A 14,823-nucleotide genomic window follows, 5' to 3' on the forward strand; every position below is an offset into this window, starting at 1 on the left:
CCTGCGCCAGCACCAGGAAGGCATCGCACATCGGCGCCGACATGAACCATTTGTGCCCGGTGATCCGGTAGGCGCTGCCGTCAGGCTCTGCCCAGGTCATGTTGGAGCGCACATCGGTGCCGCCCTGCTTCTCGGTCATGCCCATGCCGATCGTCATGCCGCGCTTGCCCGACCACGGCGCAAAGGCCGGATCGTAGCTTCGCGTGCCCAGCACCGGCATCACCCTCGCCAACAGGTCGGGCTGCTCCGCCAGCGCGGCAACGGAAGCCCGCGTCATGGTGATCGGGCAGAGATGACCGGTCTCGACCTGCGCGGCCATGTAGAACTTGGCCGCGCGTATCACCTCCGACGCGCCACCGGCCGGCTTGCCATCGGTGGTCCACGTCGAATTGTGGACGCCGGCATGCGCCGAGAGCGCCATCAATTGATGATAGGCCGGGTGAAACTCGACCTCGTCGCGCCGGCTGCCCTTGGCATCGAAGGTGCGCAGCTTCGGAGGGTTCTCGTTGGCGATGCGGCCGCGGTCCGCCATGCCAGCCGTTCCCCAATGCTTGCCGAATTCGGACAGTTCGGCCTCGGCCGGCGTCCCGCCATTGGCCGCGACCGCCTCGACCAGCGGCAGGTCGGTCGCATAGAGATCGATATCCCCGAATGCCGGCGACTGGTTAAAAACCTCGTGGGTGGCAAATATTACCTGGCTCATGGCTGGTCCTGGCACCTTGAATCACTTCCGCGGCGTTGTCGGGAAATCATAGGCCTGACCGCCCGCGCAGGGCAGCGAAAAAAGCGCTTTGTGCCGGATACTGTCATGATCAGGTGCATGGCGCCCGAGCCGCAAGGCAGCAGCGCGGATCAGATCGCGCGCGTCTTCTCGGCCTTGGTCTTGGACGCGAGGACCGGAAGGACTTCCCCCGCGCGCAGCGGCTGACCATTGGGGAAAGTCGACATCTGAAGGCTCGACGTATGCGTGGCTCCATCCACCGGGGAGACGAAGGCGAAGCGAACCTCGATCTTGTGCTTGATCGCATATCCCTGCCACTTCGGATGCTCGCGCGTCAGGACCTGGGCAAGCTCGCAACGCAGGAGGTCGGAGGTAGACGTCGTCTTCGTAATGACCTCGCGCGTGACCTTTTCCATGTAGCACTGGTCGCTGACGGCGCTGATCCGCGCCTCGACGCGCTTGAAATTGACCCGCTTGTCATACTGGTCATAGGCGGCAAGGCCGGCGGCGCCGACGGCAATGATCAAAATAGCTGCGAGACGCATAATGCTGTGCTCCCGTGTTGCCGGCACATCATGCGTCGGCAATTAAAGAGTGTTGAATGCACCCGGAGCCACGCTTGCGAAGGCAAGCTTTGTCTTGCGAAAATACTTTAAATTTGAGGAAATCCCGCGCTATCGCGGCTTCTGGATCGGGAAATCATGGGCCTGCCCCCCTATTCCCGGCAGCGAAAAGTGCCACCATTCCTTCGAATAGTTCACAAATCCCCGCCTCGCCATCACCGTAACCAGCTTCTCGCGCCAGCGGCGCTGGGCCGCTGTGATCGACTTCGCCGCGGCGTGTGACTTGACGTCGGAGCAATCGTAGCCGGTGCCCATGTCGACGCTGCCATCGGGCGCGCGCAGGTTCACGTTGGCGGTGCAGTCGCCGTACTCCCTGGCGGGATCGAAGGCAGCGGAATTATCGGCCTTCAGATCGACCAGGCTGAGATCGAGCGCGGCGCCGGTGGAGTGGCCGGAACGGCTGGCGATATAACCGAGGCGGAACAGGTCGGCCTTGCTGAACGCCGGATTGTAGCGCTTCTGCGCCGGCGTCTCCTTGCCGTCGCGCGACCACGCTACCATGTCGGCGACCGCGCGCGCCGGGCGGTAGCAGTCGAACATCTTCAGCGAGAGGTTCTGCAGCGCGAGTTCTTCCTGCACGCTCTTCAGCAACAGGCCGACCTCGCGCTTCACCACGCATTCGGCGGCGTCATAACCCCGAAGCCGCCGGCCGACGAAGTTGTTCGAACCGGCGTAGCGGATATCCTGGATGATGGTCGGATCGATGTCGCGCAGATAGACGAACCCGCCCGGCAGCTTCTGCGCCTGCGCGGCGGCACTTGCGATACAGCCCGCTGCGCAGATCGCGGCAAGTGCCGCCCGCCTTCCTGCGCCTCTGCCCGCTATCGCCAATATCCGCAAGGTGATCCGGAGGAAACGTGGCACGTTGTTCATGGCCCGATGCATCGCCGGCACCCTAGCGAAAACCACGTGCCGGGAACACTGGCCGGCCAGCCGTTTACCCTGCCGCCGAAGCGCTAGTGGATAAGTCCGGGGGGCGGATTTGAGGCTTGCCCTGCCCGGCATCTGCACCTATAGCTCTGGCTTTAATGACCCCTATATCGAAATCGACCTTCGTCCTCGGGCACCGGCATCTGCTGGGAATCGAGGGGCTTTCCGCTGCCGACATTACCGGCCTGCTCGACCTTTCCGAGGAATATGTCGAGCTCAACCGCCAGGTGGACAAGAAGCGCACCAGGCTGCGCGGTCGCACCCAGGTGAACCTGTTTTTCGAGGCTTCGACCCGCACCCAATCCTCGTTCGAACTGGCCGGCAAACGGCTGGGCGCCGACGTCATGAACATGTCGGTGTCCTCGTCCTCGATCCGCAAGGGCGAGACGCTGCTCGACACCGCGGTGACGCTGAACGCCATGCACCCGGACATCCTGGTGGTGCGGCACCACGCCTCCGGCGCGGTGGAACTGCTGGCACGCAAGGTCGACGGTTCCGTGATCAACGCCGGCGACGGCAGCCACGAACATCCGACGCAGGCGCTGCTGGACGCGCTGACCATCCGCCGCAACAAGGGCCGGCTTGAGGGCCTCGTCATCGCGATCTGCGGCGACGTGATGCACTCGCGGGTGGCGCGCTCCAATATCCTCCTGCTCAACACCATGGGCGCCCGCGTCCGCGTCGTCGCCCCCTCCACGCTGCTGCCGCGCGGCATCGAGCGGATGGGCGTCGAGGTCGCACGCGACATGCGCGAGGGCCTCAATGGCGCCGATATCGTGATGATGCTGCGGCTGCAGCGCGAGCGCATGAACGGCTCCTTCGTGCCGTCGTCGGGTGAGTACTTCCACTATTTCGGCCTCGACCAGAAGAAGCTGGCCTACGCCAAGCCGGATGCGCTGGTGATGCATCCGGGTCCGATGAACCGCGGCGTCGAGATCGACTCGCTGGTGGCCGACGGCGCGCAATCGCTGATCCGTGAACAAGTCGAAATGGGAGTGGCAGTGCGGATGGCGGTGCTGGAAGCGCTCGCCCGCAACCTGCCGAACGCGTAAATCATGCTGACCGAACGCAGACCGATCCTGCTGGCCAATGCCCGCGTCATCGATCCCTCCAGGGATTTCGACGGCCCCGGCGACGTGCTGATTGCCGACGGCACGATCCGCGACTCAAAGCGCGGCATCGGGGCTGCCGGCGTGCCCGAAGGCACCGACATCATCAATTGCGCCGGCAAGATCGTCGCTCCCGGCCTGATCGACATGCGCGCCTTCGTCGGCGAGCCCGGCGCCAGCCACCGCGAGACCTTTGCGTCCGCGAGCCAGGCGGCCGCCGCCGGCGGCATCACCACCATCATCTGCCAGCCGGACACCTCGCCCGTCATCGACAATTCGGCCACCGTCGACTTCGTGCTGCGCCGCGCCCGCGATACCGCGATCGTCAACATCCATCCGATGGCGGCCCTGACCAAGGGCCTGGGCGGCGAGGAGATGACCGAGATCGGGCTGCTCAAGGCTGCCGGCGCGGTGGCCTTCACCGACGGCGACAGGAGCGTGACCAATGCGCAGGTGATGCGCCGGGCGCTGACCTACGCGCGCGATTTCGACGCGCTGATCGTGCACCACACCGAGGACCCCGACCTTGTCGGCGAAGGCGTGATGAACGAAGGCGAGTTCGCCGCGCGGCTCGGACTCGTCGGCATTCCCAATGCTGCCGAAGCCGTCATCCTCGAGCGCGACATGCGCCTCGTGGCGCTGACCGGCGGGCGCTATCATGCCGCCTCGCTGTCGTCGATGGAATCGCTGGAAATCCTCAAGCGCTCGCGCGACGCCGGGCTCGATGTCAGCGCCTCGGTGTCGATCAACCATGTCACGCTGAACGAAAACGACATCGGCCCCTACCGCACCTTCCTGAAGCTGTCGCCGCCGCTGCGCACCGAGGAGGATCGCGCCGCGCTGGTCGCTGCCGTCGCCTCCGGCCTGGTAGACGTCATCATGTCCGACCACAATCCGCAGGACGTCGAGGTCAAGCGGCTGCCGTTTGCGGAAGCCGCTTCCGGCGCGGTCGGGCTGCAGACCATGCTGCCGGCGGCGCTGCGGCTGATGCACAGTGGCGAGATCGATTTCAAGACGCTGATCCGCGCGATGTCGACCCGGCCGGCGGAACTGCTGGGCCTGCCCGGCGGCACGCTGCGGGCCGGTTCCCCGGCAGACGTCATCGTCATCGATCCCGACACGCCCTGGATCGTCGATCCCGCCGACCTCAAATCGCAGTGCAAGAACACGCCGTTCGACGAAGCCCGCTTCTCGGGACGCGTCGTGCGTACTATCGTGGGCGGGCGCACCGTCTATGAGCACGTCTGAGTCCAGAGACGCGCTGCCGCGGTAGGAGCACGTGATGTCCGATGCATTCCTCGTCGTCGCCTTTCTGATCGGCTATCTGCTCGGCTCGATCCCGTTCGGCCTGGTGCTGACCAGGCTCGCCGGCACCCAGGACCTGCGCTCGATCGGCTCCGGCAATATCGGCGCCACCAACGTGCTGCGCACCGGCCGCAAGGGCCTCGCCGCGGCCACGCTGATCGGCGACGCGCTCAAGGGCACGATCGCCGTGATCATCGCGGGCTATTTTGGCGGCGCCAACGCCGCGATGCTGGCCGCGCTCGGCGCGTTCCTCGGCCACCTCTTCCCGGTCTGGCTGAAATTCCACGGCGGCAAGGGGGTCGCCACCTATATCGGCGTGCTGATCGGCCTGTTCTGGCCGGCCGCCGTGATCTTCTGCCTGATCTGGCTGGCGACCGCGTTCACCTCGCGCTATTCGTCGCTGTCGGCGCTGGTCGCCGCCTTCGTCACGCCGCTGTTCCTGTGGTGGTTCGGCCACCCCGCGCTGGCATCGCTGTTCGTCGTGCTGACGCTGCTCCTGTTCTGGAAGCACAGCGAAAACATCAGGCGCTTGCAGGCGGGAACTGAAGGCCGGATCGGAGCGAAGTAGGACGTTCGAGAGTCGTAGCTCGCTTCAGCGCGGCGACATCCGGGCCACAGCTTCCCTATCCGTAAACCGTAACGGCAGTCAGGCCGCCTGATCATTACGGCTCGGACGAATTAGGATTTCAGCGGAAATCCCCAGTCGCTCGTGCAGACGACGGATCATCTCAATCGAAAGACTCCGCCTCCGGTTCATAACCTCCGCCACACGCGCGCGCGTTCCGATCAGAGGTTCGAGGTCCCGGCGGCTCAAACCCTGCTGCTCCATCCGAAACTGGATCGCCTCGATAGGATCGGGTGGGTCCATAGGGTAGTGTTTCGCTTCGTAAGCGTCGATCAAGATCGCCAACACGTCGAGCCGGTCACCCTTCGCCGTGCCACTCTTGGCGCCCCACAGGCGCTCGACTTCCACAAGCGCGTTCTTATAGTCCGCCTTGGTCCGGATAGGTTTCAGTTCAGTCGCCATACCGCACCTCGCTTACATCGATCTTGTCATAGGCTTTATGGGTCCCGATCCATTTGATCCAGACGATCTGCTTCTCGAAATCGACCGCCACCACAAGACGATAATCATTGCCCTTGATGTTGAAGACGATCCGCTCCGCACTGACGACACTTGCCGTCGCATAATGCCGCTTCACGTCCGCGGTGCTCTTCCAAGACGCCTTGCTCGCTTCGTCGAACCATGCATCCAATGCTGCTTTGACGGCCTGCTGATCCTTCCTCCCCGAAAGCCCCTGAACGATCTCTCGTAATGTTCGGCGGGCAATGATCCTCATCGTATAACGTTTATCATGATCCCATTATGGGAGCAAGCGATAAGTCACCGCCCGAGCGCCTGCTCGACAAACCGCGCCGCCGCCAGCGCCCCGGCATCGGCGCCATACCTTGCGATCAGTTGCACACCGACCGGCAGATTGCCTTCCGCCACAACGGCCGGAACGTTGACGCAGGGCACACCCATCAGCGTCCAGAGGCGGTTGTAGCGGGCGTCGCCGGTCGAAGCCAACCCTTGCGGCGCGGCGCCCGGCGCCGACAGGGCCAGCAGCACGTCGACATCGTCGAACACGGTCTCCAGCGCCTGTCTGGCGCGGTGCGCGGTTGCGACCGCGGCGTCGTAGGCGGCGGGCGTCGTGTCCCTGGTCTCGTCAAGCTTTGCGCGCAGCAACGGCGCCATCGCGTCGTGATGTTCGCGGTACTCCCAGGCGAGCGCACGATGCGCCTCGAACTCCTGCACAACTGCTTGGGCGCTCCAGGCGTCAGCGACGATCTCCGGCAATTTGAGCGTGCGCACCGAGGCTCCGGCTTTCTCGGCGGCCCGCGTCGCGATCTGCAACGCCTCCGCGCCTGACGTATCAGGTGCACCGGCGAAATCCTGGGTCACGACGCCGATGCGCGGTGTCGGGATATCCGACGGCAACAGCAGTTCGGGCCGGCCCGTCATCGCCGACAGCGCGCGCGCGACGTCATCGACGCCGGCGGCGAACAGGCCGACCGTGTCGAGCGTCCACGAGTAGCATTTGACGCCGACCGTCGGCAGCAGGCGGTACGACGGCTTGATCGCGGCGACGCCGCAGAACGAGGCCGGCCGGATCACCGAACCGCCGGTCTGCGTTCCCAGCGCCAGCGGAATCATTCCGGCCGCGACCGCCGCCGCCGATCCCGATGACGATCCACCCGGCGTATGGCCGTGATTGTGCGGATTGAGCGTCGGCGTCGGATCCACGGAGGCGAACGCCGTCGTCGTGGTCTTGCCGGCGATGGTCGCGCCGGCCTGCTTCAGCATCATCACCACGGCAGCGTCGCCGCGCGACCGGTATCCCCTGTAGATCGGCGAGCCCATTTCGGTCGGAAACTCCGCCGTATCCATGATGTCCTTGATGCCGACCGCGATGCCGCGCAGCGGTCCGGCATTCGTCGCGCGCAGATGGTCGGCGTGGCAGACGAACGCACCGATGGCTTTGTCCTTGGCGTTGATCGCCTCCAGCGACTGCGCCAGGGCGGCTTCAGTGGAAAGATCGCCGGCATCGATGCGGTGCTGCAGTTCTGCGAGTGAAATCATGGGGACATGCTTCCAGGCGAGATGACTTACGGATCAGCAGCATTGGAGAAGGCCTTTATGGCCGGGTCAAGCCGCCCATGACGATCGCCTGAAAAAGAGTTGATCACAATCTCAGGTTGGGCAAAGCTGCATCCGCATGCATGACCGCACACAGCAAACGCCTCACCTCACCGATGCCGAGCGGATCGACCGGCTGCGGCTGATCCGCTCCGACAATGTCGGCCCGCGCACCTTCAACTCGCTTATCGGCCATTTCGGCAGTGCGCGCGCAGCACTGGAACGACTGCCCGATCTGGCGCGCCGCGGCGGTGCCGCGCGTTCAGGGCGCATCTGCAGCGAGGAAGAAGCGCGAGCCGAGATCGCCGCGAGCGAGAAGATCGGCGTCGCGCTGGTCACGCCCGGGGAAGCCGCCTACCCGCCGCGGCTGGCGACGCTGGAAGACCCGCCGCCGCTGCTCGGCATACGCGGCCATGCCGATGCGCTGACGCGGCCGATGATCGCCATTGTCGGCTCGCGCAACGCCTCCGGCGCCGGACTGAAATTCGCCGGGAAACTCGCGCGCGATCTCGGCGACGCCGGCTTCGTCGTCATTTCGGGCCTGGCGCGCGGCATCGATCAGGCCGCGCATCGCGCAACGATCGAGGGCGGGACGGTCGCGGTGCTGGCCGGCGGCCATGACCGGATCTATCCGCCGGAGCACGAGGACCTGCTGGCCGCCCTGCTCGAACGCGGCGGCGCCATTTCGGAAATGCCATTCGGCCACGTGCCGCGCGCCCGCGACTTTCCGCGCCGCAATCGCCTGATCTCCGGGGCGTCGCTGGGCGTCGTCGTGGTCGAGGCCGCGCACCGCTCGGGCTCGCTGATCACGGCGCGGATGGCGGCCGAACAGGGCCGTGAAGTATTCGCGGTGCCGGGCTCTCCGCTCGACCCGCGCGCCGCCGGCACCAACGACCTGATCAAGCAGGGCGCGGCGCTGGTCACCGAGGCCAGCGACGTGATCAACGCCATTGCCCCGATCATGGAGCGGCCGCCAATACTGGAAGCGCGAGAACGCGATGACGAGCCGCTCGATTTCCACACCGACCCGGACCAGCGCGAGCGCATTGTCGCGCTGCTCGGGCCGAGCCCGGTCAGCCTCGACGATCTGATCCGGATGTCGGGGCTATCAGCCACGCTGGTGCGCACCGTGCTGCTGGAACTCGAGCTTGCCGGGCGGCTGGAGCGCCATGGCGGCGGGCTGGTTTCGCTGGTCTAAAGCATGAGATCAGCTCCGGCCTGATGCTTCGTCGACCGCCCAAACAAAATATCGAAAAACAACCCCATGCAAAGTAGCCGGCGACGGCTGGCGCAGCCAGGCGATCGGCTGAACCTGATCGCCTCTAGCTAGTCCTTCGGATTACGCGCATCGAAGCTGGTTCGCGCGACCTCGATCTGCGGCAGATGCTCGAACGCCCATTGGCCGAGCGCCTGCACCGGCTGCGCCAGCCCGCGGCCGAGATCGGTCAGCTCGTAATCGACCCGCGGCGGAATGGTCGGAAAGATCGTGCGCGTGACCAGCCCGTCGCGCTCCAGCCCGCGCAACGTGAGCGTCAGCATCCGCTGCGAGATCCCATTGATCTTGCGCTTGAGTTCATTGAAGCGCTGCGGACCGTCGATCAGCATCATGATCACGAACACGCTCCATTTGTCGCCGACGCGGGCCAGCACGGAAGCCACCGCGCGGCAACTGCCGTCGGCATGCGGGCTCGGCGGCAAGGCAGGCACATTCTTGTGCTCGGGTCTCATGGGTGTGCTCGGGGGTAAAAAATGTGCGTTCTTGCGGGCTTTTGGCATGGTCACTCATATAGCGCCAGTTACAAATCTATACCAAAGGGTGACCCCTCCCATGAAACTCCTGCACCTCGACTCCAGCGTTCTCGGCCCCCATTCCGTCAGCCGCCAGGTTTCGGCGGCCATCGTCGACCGCCTGCGCCAGTCCACCCCCGGCCTTGAGATCCTCTATCGCGATCTCACGCTGACGCCGCTTGGGCACCTCACTGGTTCCCACCTCGCCGCCGGTCAGGGCGCGGCCCCGGAGGCCTCGCTGCGGGAGGACATCGCCGCCGGCCAAGCCGTGCTGGACGAGTTTCTCGCCGCCGACATCATCGTGATCGGCGCGCCCATGTACAACTTCACCATCCCGAGCCAGCTCAAGGCCTGGATCGATCGCATCCTGGTCGCGGGCAAGACCTTCAAATATGGCGCGCAGGGCGTCGAAGGGCTGGCCGGCAGCAAGCGCGTCATCGTCGCGATCTCGCGCGGCGGCTATTACGGGGCGGACACGCCGGCCGCGGCCGGCGAGCATCTCGAAACCTATTTGCGCTGGGTGTTCGGGTTTATCGGGATCAGAAATCCGGAATTCATTTCGGCCGACGGCATCCAGGTCGGTCCCGAGCATCGTGAAAAGGCCGTGGCGGGCGCGCTGCAGGCCGCCGGCAATCTCAACGCGGCCTGAGTTGATGCGGCTGCCGTCGCAGCATGTGAATGCGACGGCGGCTGTCTCCGGCTGTTAGAAAACACCGTGGATGCGGCAAATGACGACGATGAGGGAAATCAACAGACCGACGCCGGAGAACAGCACGATTGAAGGAAATTGAGCGCTGTCCGAATCCTGCAAGGCGGACTCGGAGACGCTGGCCCTTTTCGGCATGACTGTTCTCCAGTTCTGTTCGGTCGAAAGACTCCCTTTGCTCGAATGTCCGGTAGTGCCGGCTGGCGCACAATGCGCCCTTCCGGCCCAGCGCCAATCCGCCGCAGGGCGCGCGGATCGGCGGGCTGTCAATTTCTGGTGGTCCTAGCTCCGATAGATCGGCGCGCCGCTCGGAGAGGCGGTGGCGCCGCCATCGACGAACAGCTCCTGCCCCTGCACGTGGGCGGAATCGTCTGACGCCAAAAACAGCACCGTCTTTGCGACATGGTCGGTTTCGCCGAGGCGGCCGAGCGGCGTCGACAGCGCGATGCGCTTCTCAAAGGCCTTTTCGGCTTCCGGCGTTGCAATCGCCGTCCCCCACATCGGGGTGCGGATCGCACCGGGCGCGACGACGTTGACGCGGATGCCGCGCGGCGACAGCTCCGAGGCCATGATCCGCGCCATCGCCCGCACGCCGGCCTTCGCCGCGCCATAGGCCGAATAGCCGGGAATGCCGAGCACCGAGATCACCGAGCCGTTCAGCACGATCGAGGCGCCGTCGTTGAGATGCGGCAGCGCCGATTGCACGGTGAAGAATACGCCGGTGAGATTGGTGCTGATAACCTTCTCGAAGGTCTCGACCGTGGCGCCGCCCAGCGGCGTGCCGCCGGCGATGCCGGCATTGGCGAACAGGATGTCGTATTTGCCGAATTTGCCGGCCCCCTCCGCGATCGCGGCGGCGGTAGCCGCGATATCGGTCGCGTCGGCCGCGAGGGCCAGCGCGTTCGGACCCAACTCCTTCGCGGCGGCGTCAAGCGTCGCCCGGTTTCGTCCGGTGATGACGACCTTTGCGCCCTCGGCCGCGAACAGCTTGGCCGTCGCAAGCCCGATGCCGCTATTGCCCCCTGTGATCAACGCCGTCTTGTTCGCAAGCCTCATGGTCCTCTCCGATGGTTGCATAATTAAACTAGATTGCTGATCTACGGTACTTGGTTTAATATTGCAACCACACGAGGCCGTGATCGGATTCGACGGGAGCCCTGCCAATGGTGAAACGGACCAGCTTCGAGCATGACGGTTGCCCGATCGCGCGCTCGCTGGATGCGCTCGGCGACTGGTGGTCGATGCTGATCATCCGCGAGGCGTTCTTTGGCGTCAGCCGCTTCGGCGAGTTCCAGAAGAAGCTCGGGCTCGCCAGGAACATCCTCACGATGCGGCTGCGCGCGCTGGTCGATCAGGGTATCCTCAGGACCGCGCCTGCCTCGGACGGCAGCGCGTATCAGGAATACCTGCTGACGCCGAAGGGGCGCGGCGTCCTCCCGATCCTGGTCGCCTTGCGGCAATGGAGCGAGGAGTTCGACGCGCGCCCGCAGGAGATCGCCACTATCCTGGTCGACAGGGAAAAAGGACGCCCGGTTCGCAAGCTCGAACTCCATTCGCAGGACGGCAGGTTATTGGGCGCGGAAGACATCACGCTGAAGCCGCGGCCGGTGGGCAAGCGGGCGACGGCGTGAGCTGACTATTTTCCCCTTCCCCCCTTCTCACGTCATTCTTACGGGGGTTGGGCGACTTGAGGCGCCGATTTCACCTAGTCCTCGAGGTGACCCCAAAATTTATCCTACGGCAAAAACGAGCGGCAGAACGTCGGGCGCGGCGACAGGCCCGACTACTGAATTCTGCCCGAGAGCACGTCGATGAGTTCCTGGGGCAGGCCGGAATAGGCCTCGGCGCGTTCTTGGGCGGATAGATCGCAGTGAGCGAACCGCCGCAGATCGATCTGACGGTGATTGATCTCCTCGATTGCGTCGCCAAACTGCCTCACATAGCCCAAGTGCTGTCCCTGCGATGGCTTCGGCCAGTTACCGTCCATCAGCAATGCGCAGAAGCCGACGCACCGGTGAAAATAAATTTTGAGCTGCTGGTTCGTTAGTCCACGCAAATAGGGATTACGGCGGTAGGCAAGCTTCCAGGCCTCGCAATGCGCCATCTTGGGTGGCACATCGAAGATGCTCTCGAATTGATTGGAACGACCGGCAGCAGCGGCGCCGCCAGTTCGAAACTCTGACCAGCGTTGCATGACGCGCTCGATCACCTCCATTTTCCAACTCTGCTCTTCGGCAGGGAGGCCGATAACCTGAACGAGGGCAAAGGCCACGCGGCCATCGGGAAGCTGCTGAACATGCTTCTCGGATATGTAGAGGACCGCGTCGATGTGAGGGAACCGCACCCCCGCGGAGGTCGGCTTCATCTTTCCCTGCACTGCACGCATCACGACGTCCGGGCTGAATTCATCGATCTTTGAGTTGAGGAGCAGGCAAATCGACAGAGAATTCTTGCGCGGATTGCGCTCGCGGTACTTCTCGAACTGGTGATTGGCCTTACGGAGTTGCGTTTCGATGGTCTGGGCGAGCTTGCTGAGGATGGCCGATGCGATCTCGTCCCCGTTGCTGAAGGTGCTCACGTCAAGGCGCCTCGTGCCATAAAACATCGGCTCCTCGTCGGCGCGAACGCGGCTCTTGTAGGTTGCGTTGATCCTTTCGTTTTGCTCGACCTCGAGATGCTTCATCTCGATCAGGACGAGATCCCGATAGCAGGCAAAGTCCGGGAATTTCCCGAGCTTGGCTTCTTCGTCCTTCTGGTCATCCAGCGACCGCCCGCCAAGATGCCGGACGACAAAGCGCGCGAAAGCGGCTGGCAGATCGGGCGGACCGCCGGTTCGTTCAACATGAATGGACATGCCGCGAGCCTATAGGAGCCGGCCGCTTAGCCAAAGCCCGGAGCATTTCCGATAGTCTATCGATTCAAAAGAATGCCACCGGGCCGCTGGGCCTGGAACGGGGCTTGCAAAGTGTACCAAAAATGATACATGCTAAACAGCAGCGAATGTGAAACGACTTCCGGCCTTTTTCTACGCTTTGCCGTCGGGCCGGGAGCCGTGCGAGAATGGCTCCGCGACCTTTCACAGGACGATCGCAGGATTGTCGGAGAGGACATCAAGGATGTCGAGTTCGCATGGCCGATCGGCATGCCACTTTGCCGCTCGTTGGGGCGAGGCTTATGGGAAGTCCGCTGTTCGCTTACGCAGGGCGGCATCGCACGCGTGTTGTTTTGTGAGCATAGAGGCATGATGATTCTCCTGCATGCCTTCATCAAGAAAACGCAGAAAACGCCGCCGGCTGATGTGGGGTTGGCTCTGAAGCGAATGAGGGAGATCCTATGACCAAAATGGCCAGGAAAAAGAAGACTGGCTCCATCGGATCGTCCCTGGATGACTTTTTGAGGGAGGACGGGAGCTACGAAGAGGTAACGGCACGCGCCATCAAGCGCGTTCTCGCCCGCCAACTCGGCGATTTGATGAAGCGCGACAAGATTTCGAAGACGGAGTTCGCGAGCCGCATGAACACAAGCCGGGCGCAACTCGACCGCCTTCTCGATCCGGAGAATGAATCCGTCACATTGGGTACGCTTGCCCGCGCGGCGCAGGCCGTAGGGCGTCACTTGCGAATGGAGCTGGTGTGAGTTTTGAGGAAAAGTCGCGAAAGTAAGCGCATTAATCCCTCACGACAGCTTGTGCTTGCTCCGTGTGCGCAAGCGCTCCTCCGCTTCGAGGTGCGCCATGCCGAGCAAATGAGCGAGGACCTCGAGCCGGTGGCGTTCCGCCAGCTTGACCAGTTCAGCAACGGTCTCCGCAATGAAGGCCACGGCCTCGTCGGGGCCGCCTTCCCCACCTCGTTCACGATCTTCGGTTGGCGACACCGGTTTCTTGCCTGAAGCCTTTCGCTTCCGGCCGCCCGCAGCCTTGCTCAAAATAATCTGCATCCCAAACGACACAAAGTATGACCGAGAAATAACCACTTTGATGGCGCAACTCTAGGGCGCAATTCGCAACTCACTAGATAATAAGTCGGGCCGAAAAGTTCCCGATCGGCATTTGCTGATTTGACAGGGGCCGCCTCACCACCCATGTTCGGGTCGACGCGGCGGGCCGCGAGTCTGGTGGAACCCGCCCTTATCTTTTCCCATAAGCCCTTGGAATTACATGAATATCGTCATCGTGGAGTCGCCGGCGAAAGCCAAGACGATCAATAAGTATTTGGGCGCCTCCTACGAGGTTCTGGCCTCGTTCGGCCATGTCCGCGACCTCCCCGCCAAGAATGGTTCCGTCGACCCCGAGGCCAATTTCCAGATGATCTGGGAGGTGGATCCGAAGGCGGCGAGCCGACTGAACGACATCGCCAAGGCGCTGAAGGGGGCGGACCGCCTGATTCTCGCAACCGACCCCGATCGCGAGGGCGAGGCGATCTCCTGGCACGTGCTGGAGGTGATGAAGGAGAAGCGCGCGCTGAAGGATCAGAAGATCGAGCGCGTGGTATTCAACGCCATCACCAAGCAGGCCGTGACGGACGCGATGAAGGCCCCGCGCCAGATCGACGGCGCGCTGGTCGACGCCTATATGGCGCGCCGCGCGCTGGATTATCTGGTCGGCTTTACGCTCTCGCCCGTGCTCTGGCGCAAGCTGCCGGGCGCGCGCTCGGCCGGACGCGTGCAGTCGGTCGCGCTGCGGCTGGTCTGCGATCGCGAACTCGAGATCGAGAAATTCGTGCCGCGCGAATACTGGTCGCTGGTGGCGACGCTGATCACGCCGCGCGGCGACAGTTTCGAGGCGCGCCTCGTCGGCGCCGACGGCAAGAAGATCCAGCGGCTCGACATCGGCTCGGGCGCGGAAGCCGAAGACCTCAAGAAGGCGATCGAGGCCGCCAACTTCACGGTCTTGACCGTCGAGGCAAAACCCGCGCGGCGCAATCCGCAGGCGCCCTTCACCACCTCGACGCTGCAGCAGGAAG

20 protein-coding genes are annotated in these 14,823 nt (G+C 63.9%); 9 read left to right on the forward strand and 11 right to left on the reverse strand.

Annotated elements, in window-relative coordinates; translation table 11 throughout:
- The 3 genes from V7E26_RS24550 to V7E26_RS24560 form a co-directional block, all read right to left on the reverse strand.
- Positions 1–703: acyl-CoA dehydrogenase family protein (locus tag V7E26_RS24550; RefSeq protein ID WP_324421325.1), on the reverse strand; the 703-nt coding region annotated here is incomplete at its 3' end.
- A gap of 149 nt (positions 704–852) precedes the next feature.
- The gene (locus V7E26_RS24555) at positions 853–1,266 is read right to left on the reverse strand and encodes a hypothetical protein (RefSeq protein ID WP_324421327.1); all 414 of its coding nucleotides are present in this window, start codon (positions 1,264–1,266) and stop codon (positions 853–855) included.
- A gap of 129 nt (positions 1,267–1,395) precedes the next feature.
- Complete coding sequence (locus V7E26_RS24560) at positions 1,396–2,217, reverse strand: M15 family metallopeptidase (protein ID WP_324421329.1); 822 nt, start codon at positions 2,215–2,217, stop codon at positions 1,396–1,398.
- 155 nt (positions 2,218–2,372) lie between these two features.
- On the opposite strand from V7E26_RS24560, the gene V7E26_RS24565 reads away from it, so the two are divergent.
- Genes V7E26_RS24565 through plsY form a run of 3 tightly spaced genes read left to right on the forward strand, consistent with a single transcriptional unit; the run spans position 2,373 to position 5,256 of the window.
- Entirely contained in the window at positions 2,373–3,326 is a 954-nt protein-coding gene (locus tag V7E26_RS24565) for an aspartate carbamoyltransferase catalytic subunit (protein ID WP_324421331.1), read from the forward strand.
- Positions 3,327–3,329: 3 nt separating this feature from the next.
- Positions 3,330–4,631: a dihydroorotase gene (locus V7E26_RS24570; protein ID WP_324421333.1), complete on the forward strand. Its 1,302-nt coding sequence runs from the start codon at positions 3,330–3,332 to the stop codon at positions 4,629–4,631.
- Positions 4,632–4,665: 34 nt separating this feature from the next.
- The gene (gene plsY, locus V7E26_RS24575; RefSeq protein ID WP_324421335.1) at positions 4,666–5,256 is read left to right on the forward strand and encodes a glycerol-3-phosphate 1-O-acyltransferase PlsY; all 591 of its coding nucleotides are present in this window, start codon (positions 4,666–4,668) and stop codon (positions 5,254–5,256) included.
- Between the two features lie 78 nt (positions 5,257–5,334).
- Here the strand turns inward: plsY and V7E26_RS24580 are convergent, their stop codons facing one another.
- From V7E26_RS24580 to V7E26_RS24590, 3 genes are read right to left on the reverse strand one after another with little or no spacing between them, the layout of a single operon-like run.
- Entirely contained in the window at positions 5,335–5,715 is a 381-nt protein-coding gene (locus V7E26_RS24580) for a helix-turn-helix domain-containing protein (RefSeq protein WP_324421337.1), read from the reverse strand.
- Positions 5,705–6,028, reverse strand: coding sequence for a type II toxin-antitoxin system HigB family toxin (locus V7E26_RS24585; protein ID WP_324421341.1), 324 nt, complete (start codon positions 6,026–6,028; stop codon positions 5,705–5,707). The genes V7E26_RS24580 and V7E26_RS24585 overlap by 11 nt, the downstream gene beginning before the upstream one ends.
- Positions 6,029–6,072: 44 nt before the next feature.
- Positions 6,073–7,311, reverse strand: coding sequence for an amidase (locus V7E26_RS24590; protein WP_324421343.1), 1,239 nt, complete (start codon positions 7,309–7,311; stop codon positions 6,073–6,075).
- A 136-nt stretch (positions 7,312–7,447) separates the two neighbouring features.
- On the opposite strand from V7E26_RS24590, the gene dprA reads away from it, so the two are divergent.
- Positions 7,448–8,566, forward strand: coding sequence for a DNA-processing protein DprA (dprA, locus tag V7E26_RS24595; protein WP_324421345.1), 1,119 nt, complete (start codon positions 7,448–7,450; stop codon positions 8,564–8,566).
- 128 nt (positions 8,567–8,694) lie between these two features.
- On the opposite strand, the gene V7E26_RS24600 is transcribed toward dprA, so the two are convergent.
- Positions 8,695–9,096, reverse strand: a complete 402-nt coding sequence (locus tag V7E26_RS24600) for a winged helix-turn-helix transcriptional regulator (RefSeq protein WP_324421347.1) — start codon at positions 9,094–9,096, stop codon at positions 8,695–8,697.
- Positions 9,097–9,196: 100 nt separating this feature from the next.
- On the opposite strand from V7E26_RS24600, the gene V7E26_RS24605 reads away from it, so the two are divergent.
- On the forward strand, positions 9,197–9,805 hold the full coding sequence (locus tag V7E26_RS24605; protein ID WP_324421349.1) for an FMN-dependent NADH-azoreductase: 609 nt from the start codon (positions 9,197–9,199) through the stop codon (positions 9,803–9,805).
- 54 nt (positions 9,806–9,859) lie between these two features.
- Here V7E26_RS24605 and V7E26_RS24610 read toward each other — a convergent pair whose 3' ends face one another.
- Complete coding sequence (locus V7E26_RS24610) at positions 9,860–10,000, reverse strand: hypothetical protein (protein ID WP_324421351.1); 141 nt, start codon at positions 9,998–10,000, stop codon at positions 9,860–9,862.
- 144 nt (positions 10,001–10,144) lie between these two features.
- Entirely contained in the window at positions 10,145–10,918 is a 774-nt protein-coding gene (locus V7E26_RS24615; protein WP_324421353.1) for an SDR family oxidoreductase, read from the reverse strand.
- 107 nt (positions 10,919–11,025) lie between these two features.
- Between V7E26_RS24615 and V7E26_RS24620 the strand changes: the two genes are divergently transcribed.
- Complete coding sequence (locus tag V7E26_RS24620) at positions 11,026–11,493, forward strand: winged helix-turn-helix transcriptional regulator (protein ID WP_324421355.1); 468 nt, start codon at positions 11,026–11,028, stop codon at positions 11,491–11,493.
- A 152-nt stretch (positions 11,494–11,645) separates the two neighbouring features.
- Here V7E26_RS24620 and V7E26_RS24625 read toward each other — a convergent pair whose 3' ends face one another.
- Positions 11,646–12,716, reverse strand: a complete 1,071-nt coding sequence (locus tag V7E26_RS24625) for a hypothetical protein (protein WP_324421357.1) — start codon at positions 12,714–12,716, stop codon at positions 11,646–11,648.
- Between the two features lie 129 nt (positions 12,717–12,845).
- Here V7E26_RS24625 and V7E26_RS24630 point away from each other — a divergent pair, with 129 nt between their 5' ends.
- A complete protein-coding gene (locus tag V7E26_RS24630; RefSeq protein WP_324421360.1) occupies positions 12,846–13,199 on the forward strand; it encodes a type II toxin-antitoxin system RelE/ParE family toxin in 354 nt (117 codons plus the stop codon).
- The gene (locus V7E26_RS24635) at positions 13,196–13,498 is read left to right on the forward strand and encodes a helix-turn-helix domain-containing protein (RefSeq protein ID WP_442893473.1); all 303 of its coding nucleotides are present in this window, start codon (positions 13,196–13,198) and stop codon (positions 13,496–13,498) included. Before V7E26_RS24630 ends, V7E26_RS24635 begins: the two co-directional genes overlap by 4 nt.
- 39 nt (positions 13,499–13,537) lie before the next feature.
- Here V7E26_RS24635 and V7E26_RS24640 read toward each other — a convergent pair whose 3' ends face one another.
- Positions 13,538–13,798: a hypothetical protein gene (locus tag V7E26_RS24640; RefSeq protein WP_324421361.1), complete on the reverse strand. Its 261-nt coding sequence runs from the start codon at positions 13,796–13,798 to the stop codon at positions 13,538–13,540.
- Positions 13,799–14,018: 220 nt separating this feature from the next.
- Here V7E26_RS24640 and V7E26_RS24645 point away from each other — a divergent pair.
- Positions 14,019–14,823 (forward strand): DNA topoisomerase (locus tag V7E26_RS24645; RefSeq protein ID WP_324421362.1); only part of this gene is annotated, 805 nt, incomplete at its 3' end.

Origin of the sequence: Bradyrhizobium sp., from assembly GCF_036735945.1 — a bacterium.
Classification (GTDB): Bacteria; Pseudomonadota; Alphaproteobacteria; order Rhizobiales; family Xanthobacteraceae; genus Bradyrhizobium.

Coding starts and splice junctions, on each gene's coding strand:
- V7E26_RS24555 (WP_324421327.1), bottom strand. CDS start 1,266: ATGCGTCTCGCAGCTATTTTGATCATTGCCGTCGGCGCCGCCGGCCTT.
- V7E26_RS24560 (WP_324421329.1), bottom strand. CDS start 2,217: ATGAACAACGTGCCACGTTTCCTCCGGATCACCTTGCGGATATTGGCG.
- V7E26_RS24565 (WP_324421331.1), top strand. CDS start 2,373: ATGACCCCTATATCGAAATCGACCTTCGTCCTCGGGCACCGGCATCTG.
- V7E26_RS24570 (WP_324421333.1), top strand. CDS start 3,330: ATGCTGACCGAACGCAGACCGATCCTGCTGGCCAATGCCCGCGTCATC.
- plsY (WP_324421335.1), top strand. CDS start 4,666: ATGTCCGATGCATTCCTCGTCGTCGCCTTTCTGATCGGCTATCTGCTC.
- V7E26_RS24580 (WP_324421337.1), bottom strand. CDS start 5,715: ATGGCGACTGAACTGAAACCTATCCGGACCAAGGCGGACTATAAGAAC.
- V7E26_RS24585 (WP_324421341.1), bottom strand. CDS start 6,028: ATGAGGATCATTGCCCGCCGAACATTACGAGAGATCGTTCAGGGGCTT.
- V7E26_RS24590 (WP_324421343.1), bottom strand. CDS start 7,311: ATGATTTCACTCGCAGAACTGCAGCACCGCATCGATGCCGGCGATCTT.
- dprA (WP_324421345.1), top strand. CDS start 7,448: ATGCATGACCGCACACAGCAAACGCCTCACCTCACCGATGCCGAGCGG.
- V7E26_RS24600 (WP_324421347.1), bottom strand. CDS start 9,096: ATGAGACCCGAGCACAAGAATGTGCCTGCCTTGCCGCCGAGCCCGCAT.
- V7E26_RS24605 (WP_324421349.1), top strand. CDS start 9,197: ATGAAACTCCTGCACCTCGACTCCAGCGTTCTCGGCCCCCATTCCGTC.
- V7E26_RS24610 (WP_324421351.1), bottom strand. CDS start 10,000: ATGCCGAAAAGGGCCAGCGTCTCCGAGTCCGCCTTGCAGGATTCGGAC.
- V7E26_RS24615 (WP_324421353.1), bottom strand. CDS start 10,918: ATGAGGCTTGCGAACAAGACGGCGTTGATCACAGGGGGCAATAGCGGC.
- V7E26_RS24620 (WP_324421355.1), top strand. CDS start 11,026: ATGGTGAAACGGACCAGCTTCGAGCATGACGGTTGCCCGATCGCGCGC.
- V7E26_RS24625 (WP_324421357.1), bottom strand. CDS start 12,716: ATGTCCATTCATGTTGAACGAACCGGCGGTCCGCCCGATCTGCCAGCC.
- V7E26_RS24630 (WP_324421360.1), top strand. CDS start 12,846: ATGCTAAACAGCAGCGAATGTGAAACGACTTCCGGCCTTTTTCTACGC.
- V7E26_RS24635 (WP_442893473.1), top strand. CDS start 13,196: ATGACCAAAATGGCCAGGAAAAAGAAGACTGGCTCCATCGGATCGTCC.
- V7E26_RS24640 (WP_324421361.1), bottom strand. CDS start 13,798: ATGCAGATTATTTTGAGCAAGGCTGCGGGCGGCCGGAAGCGAAAGGCT.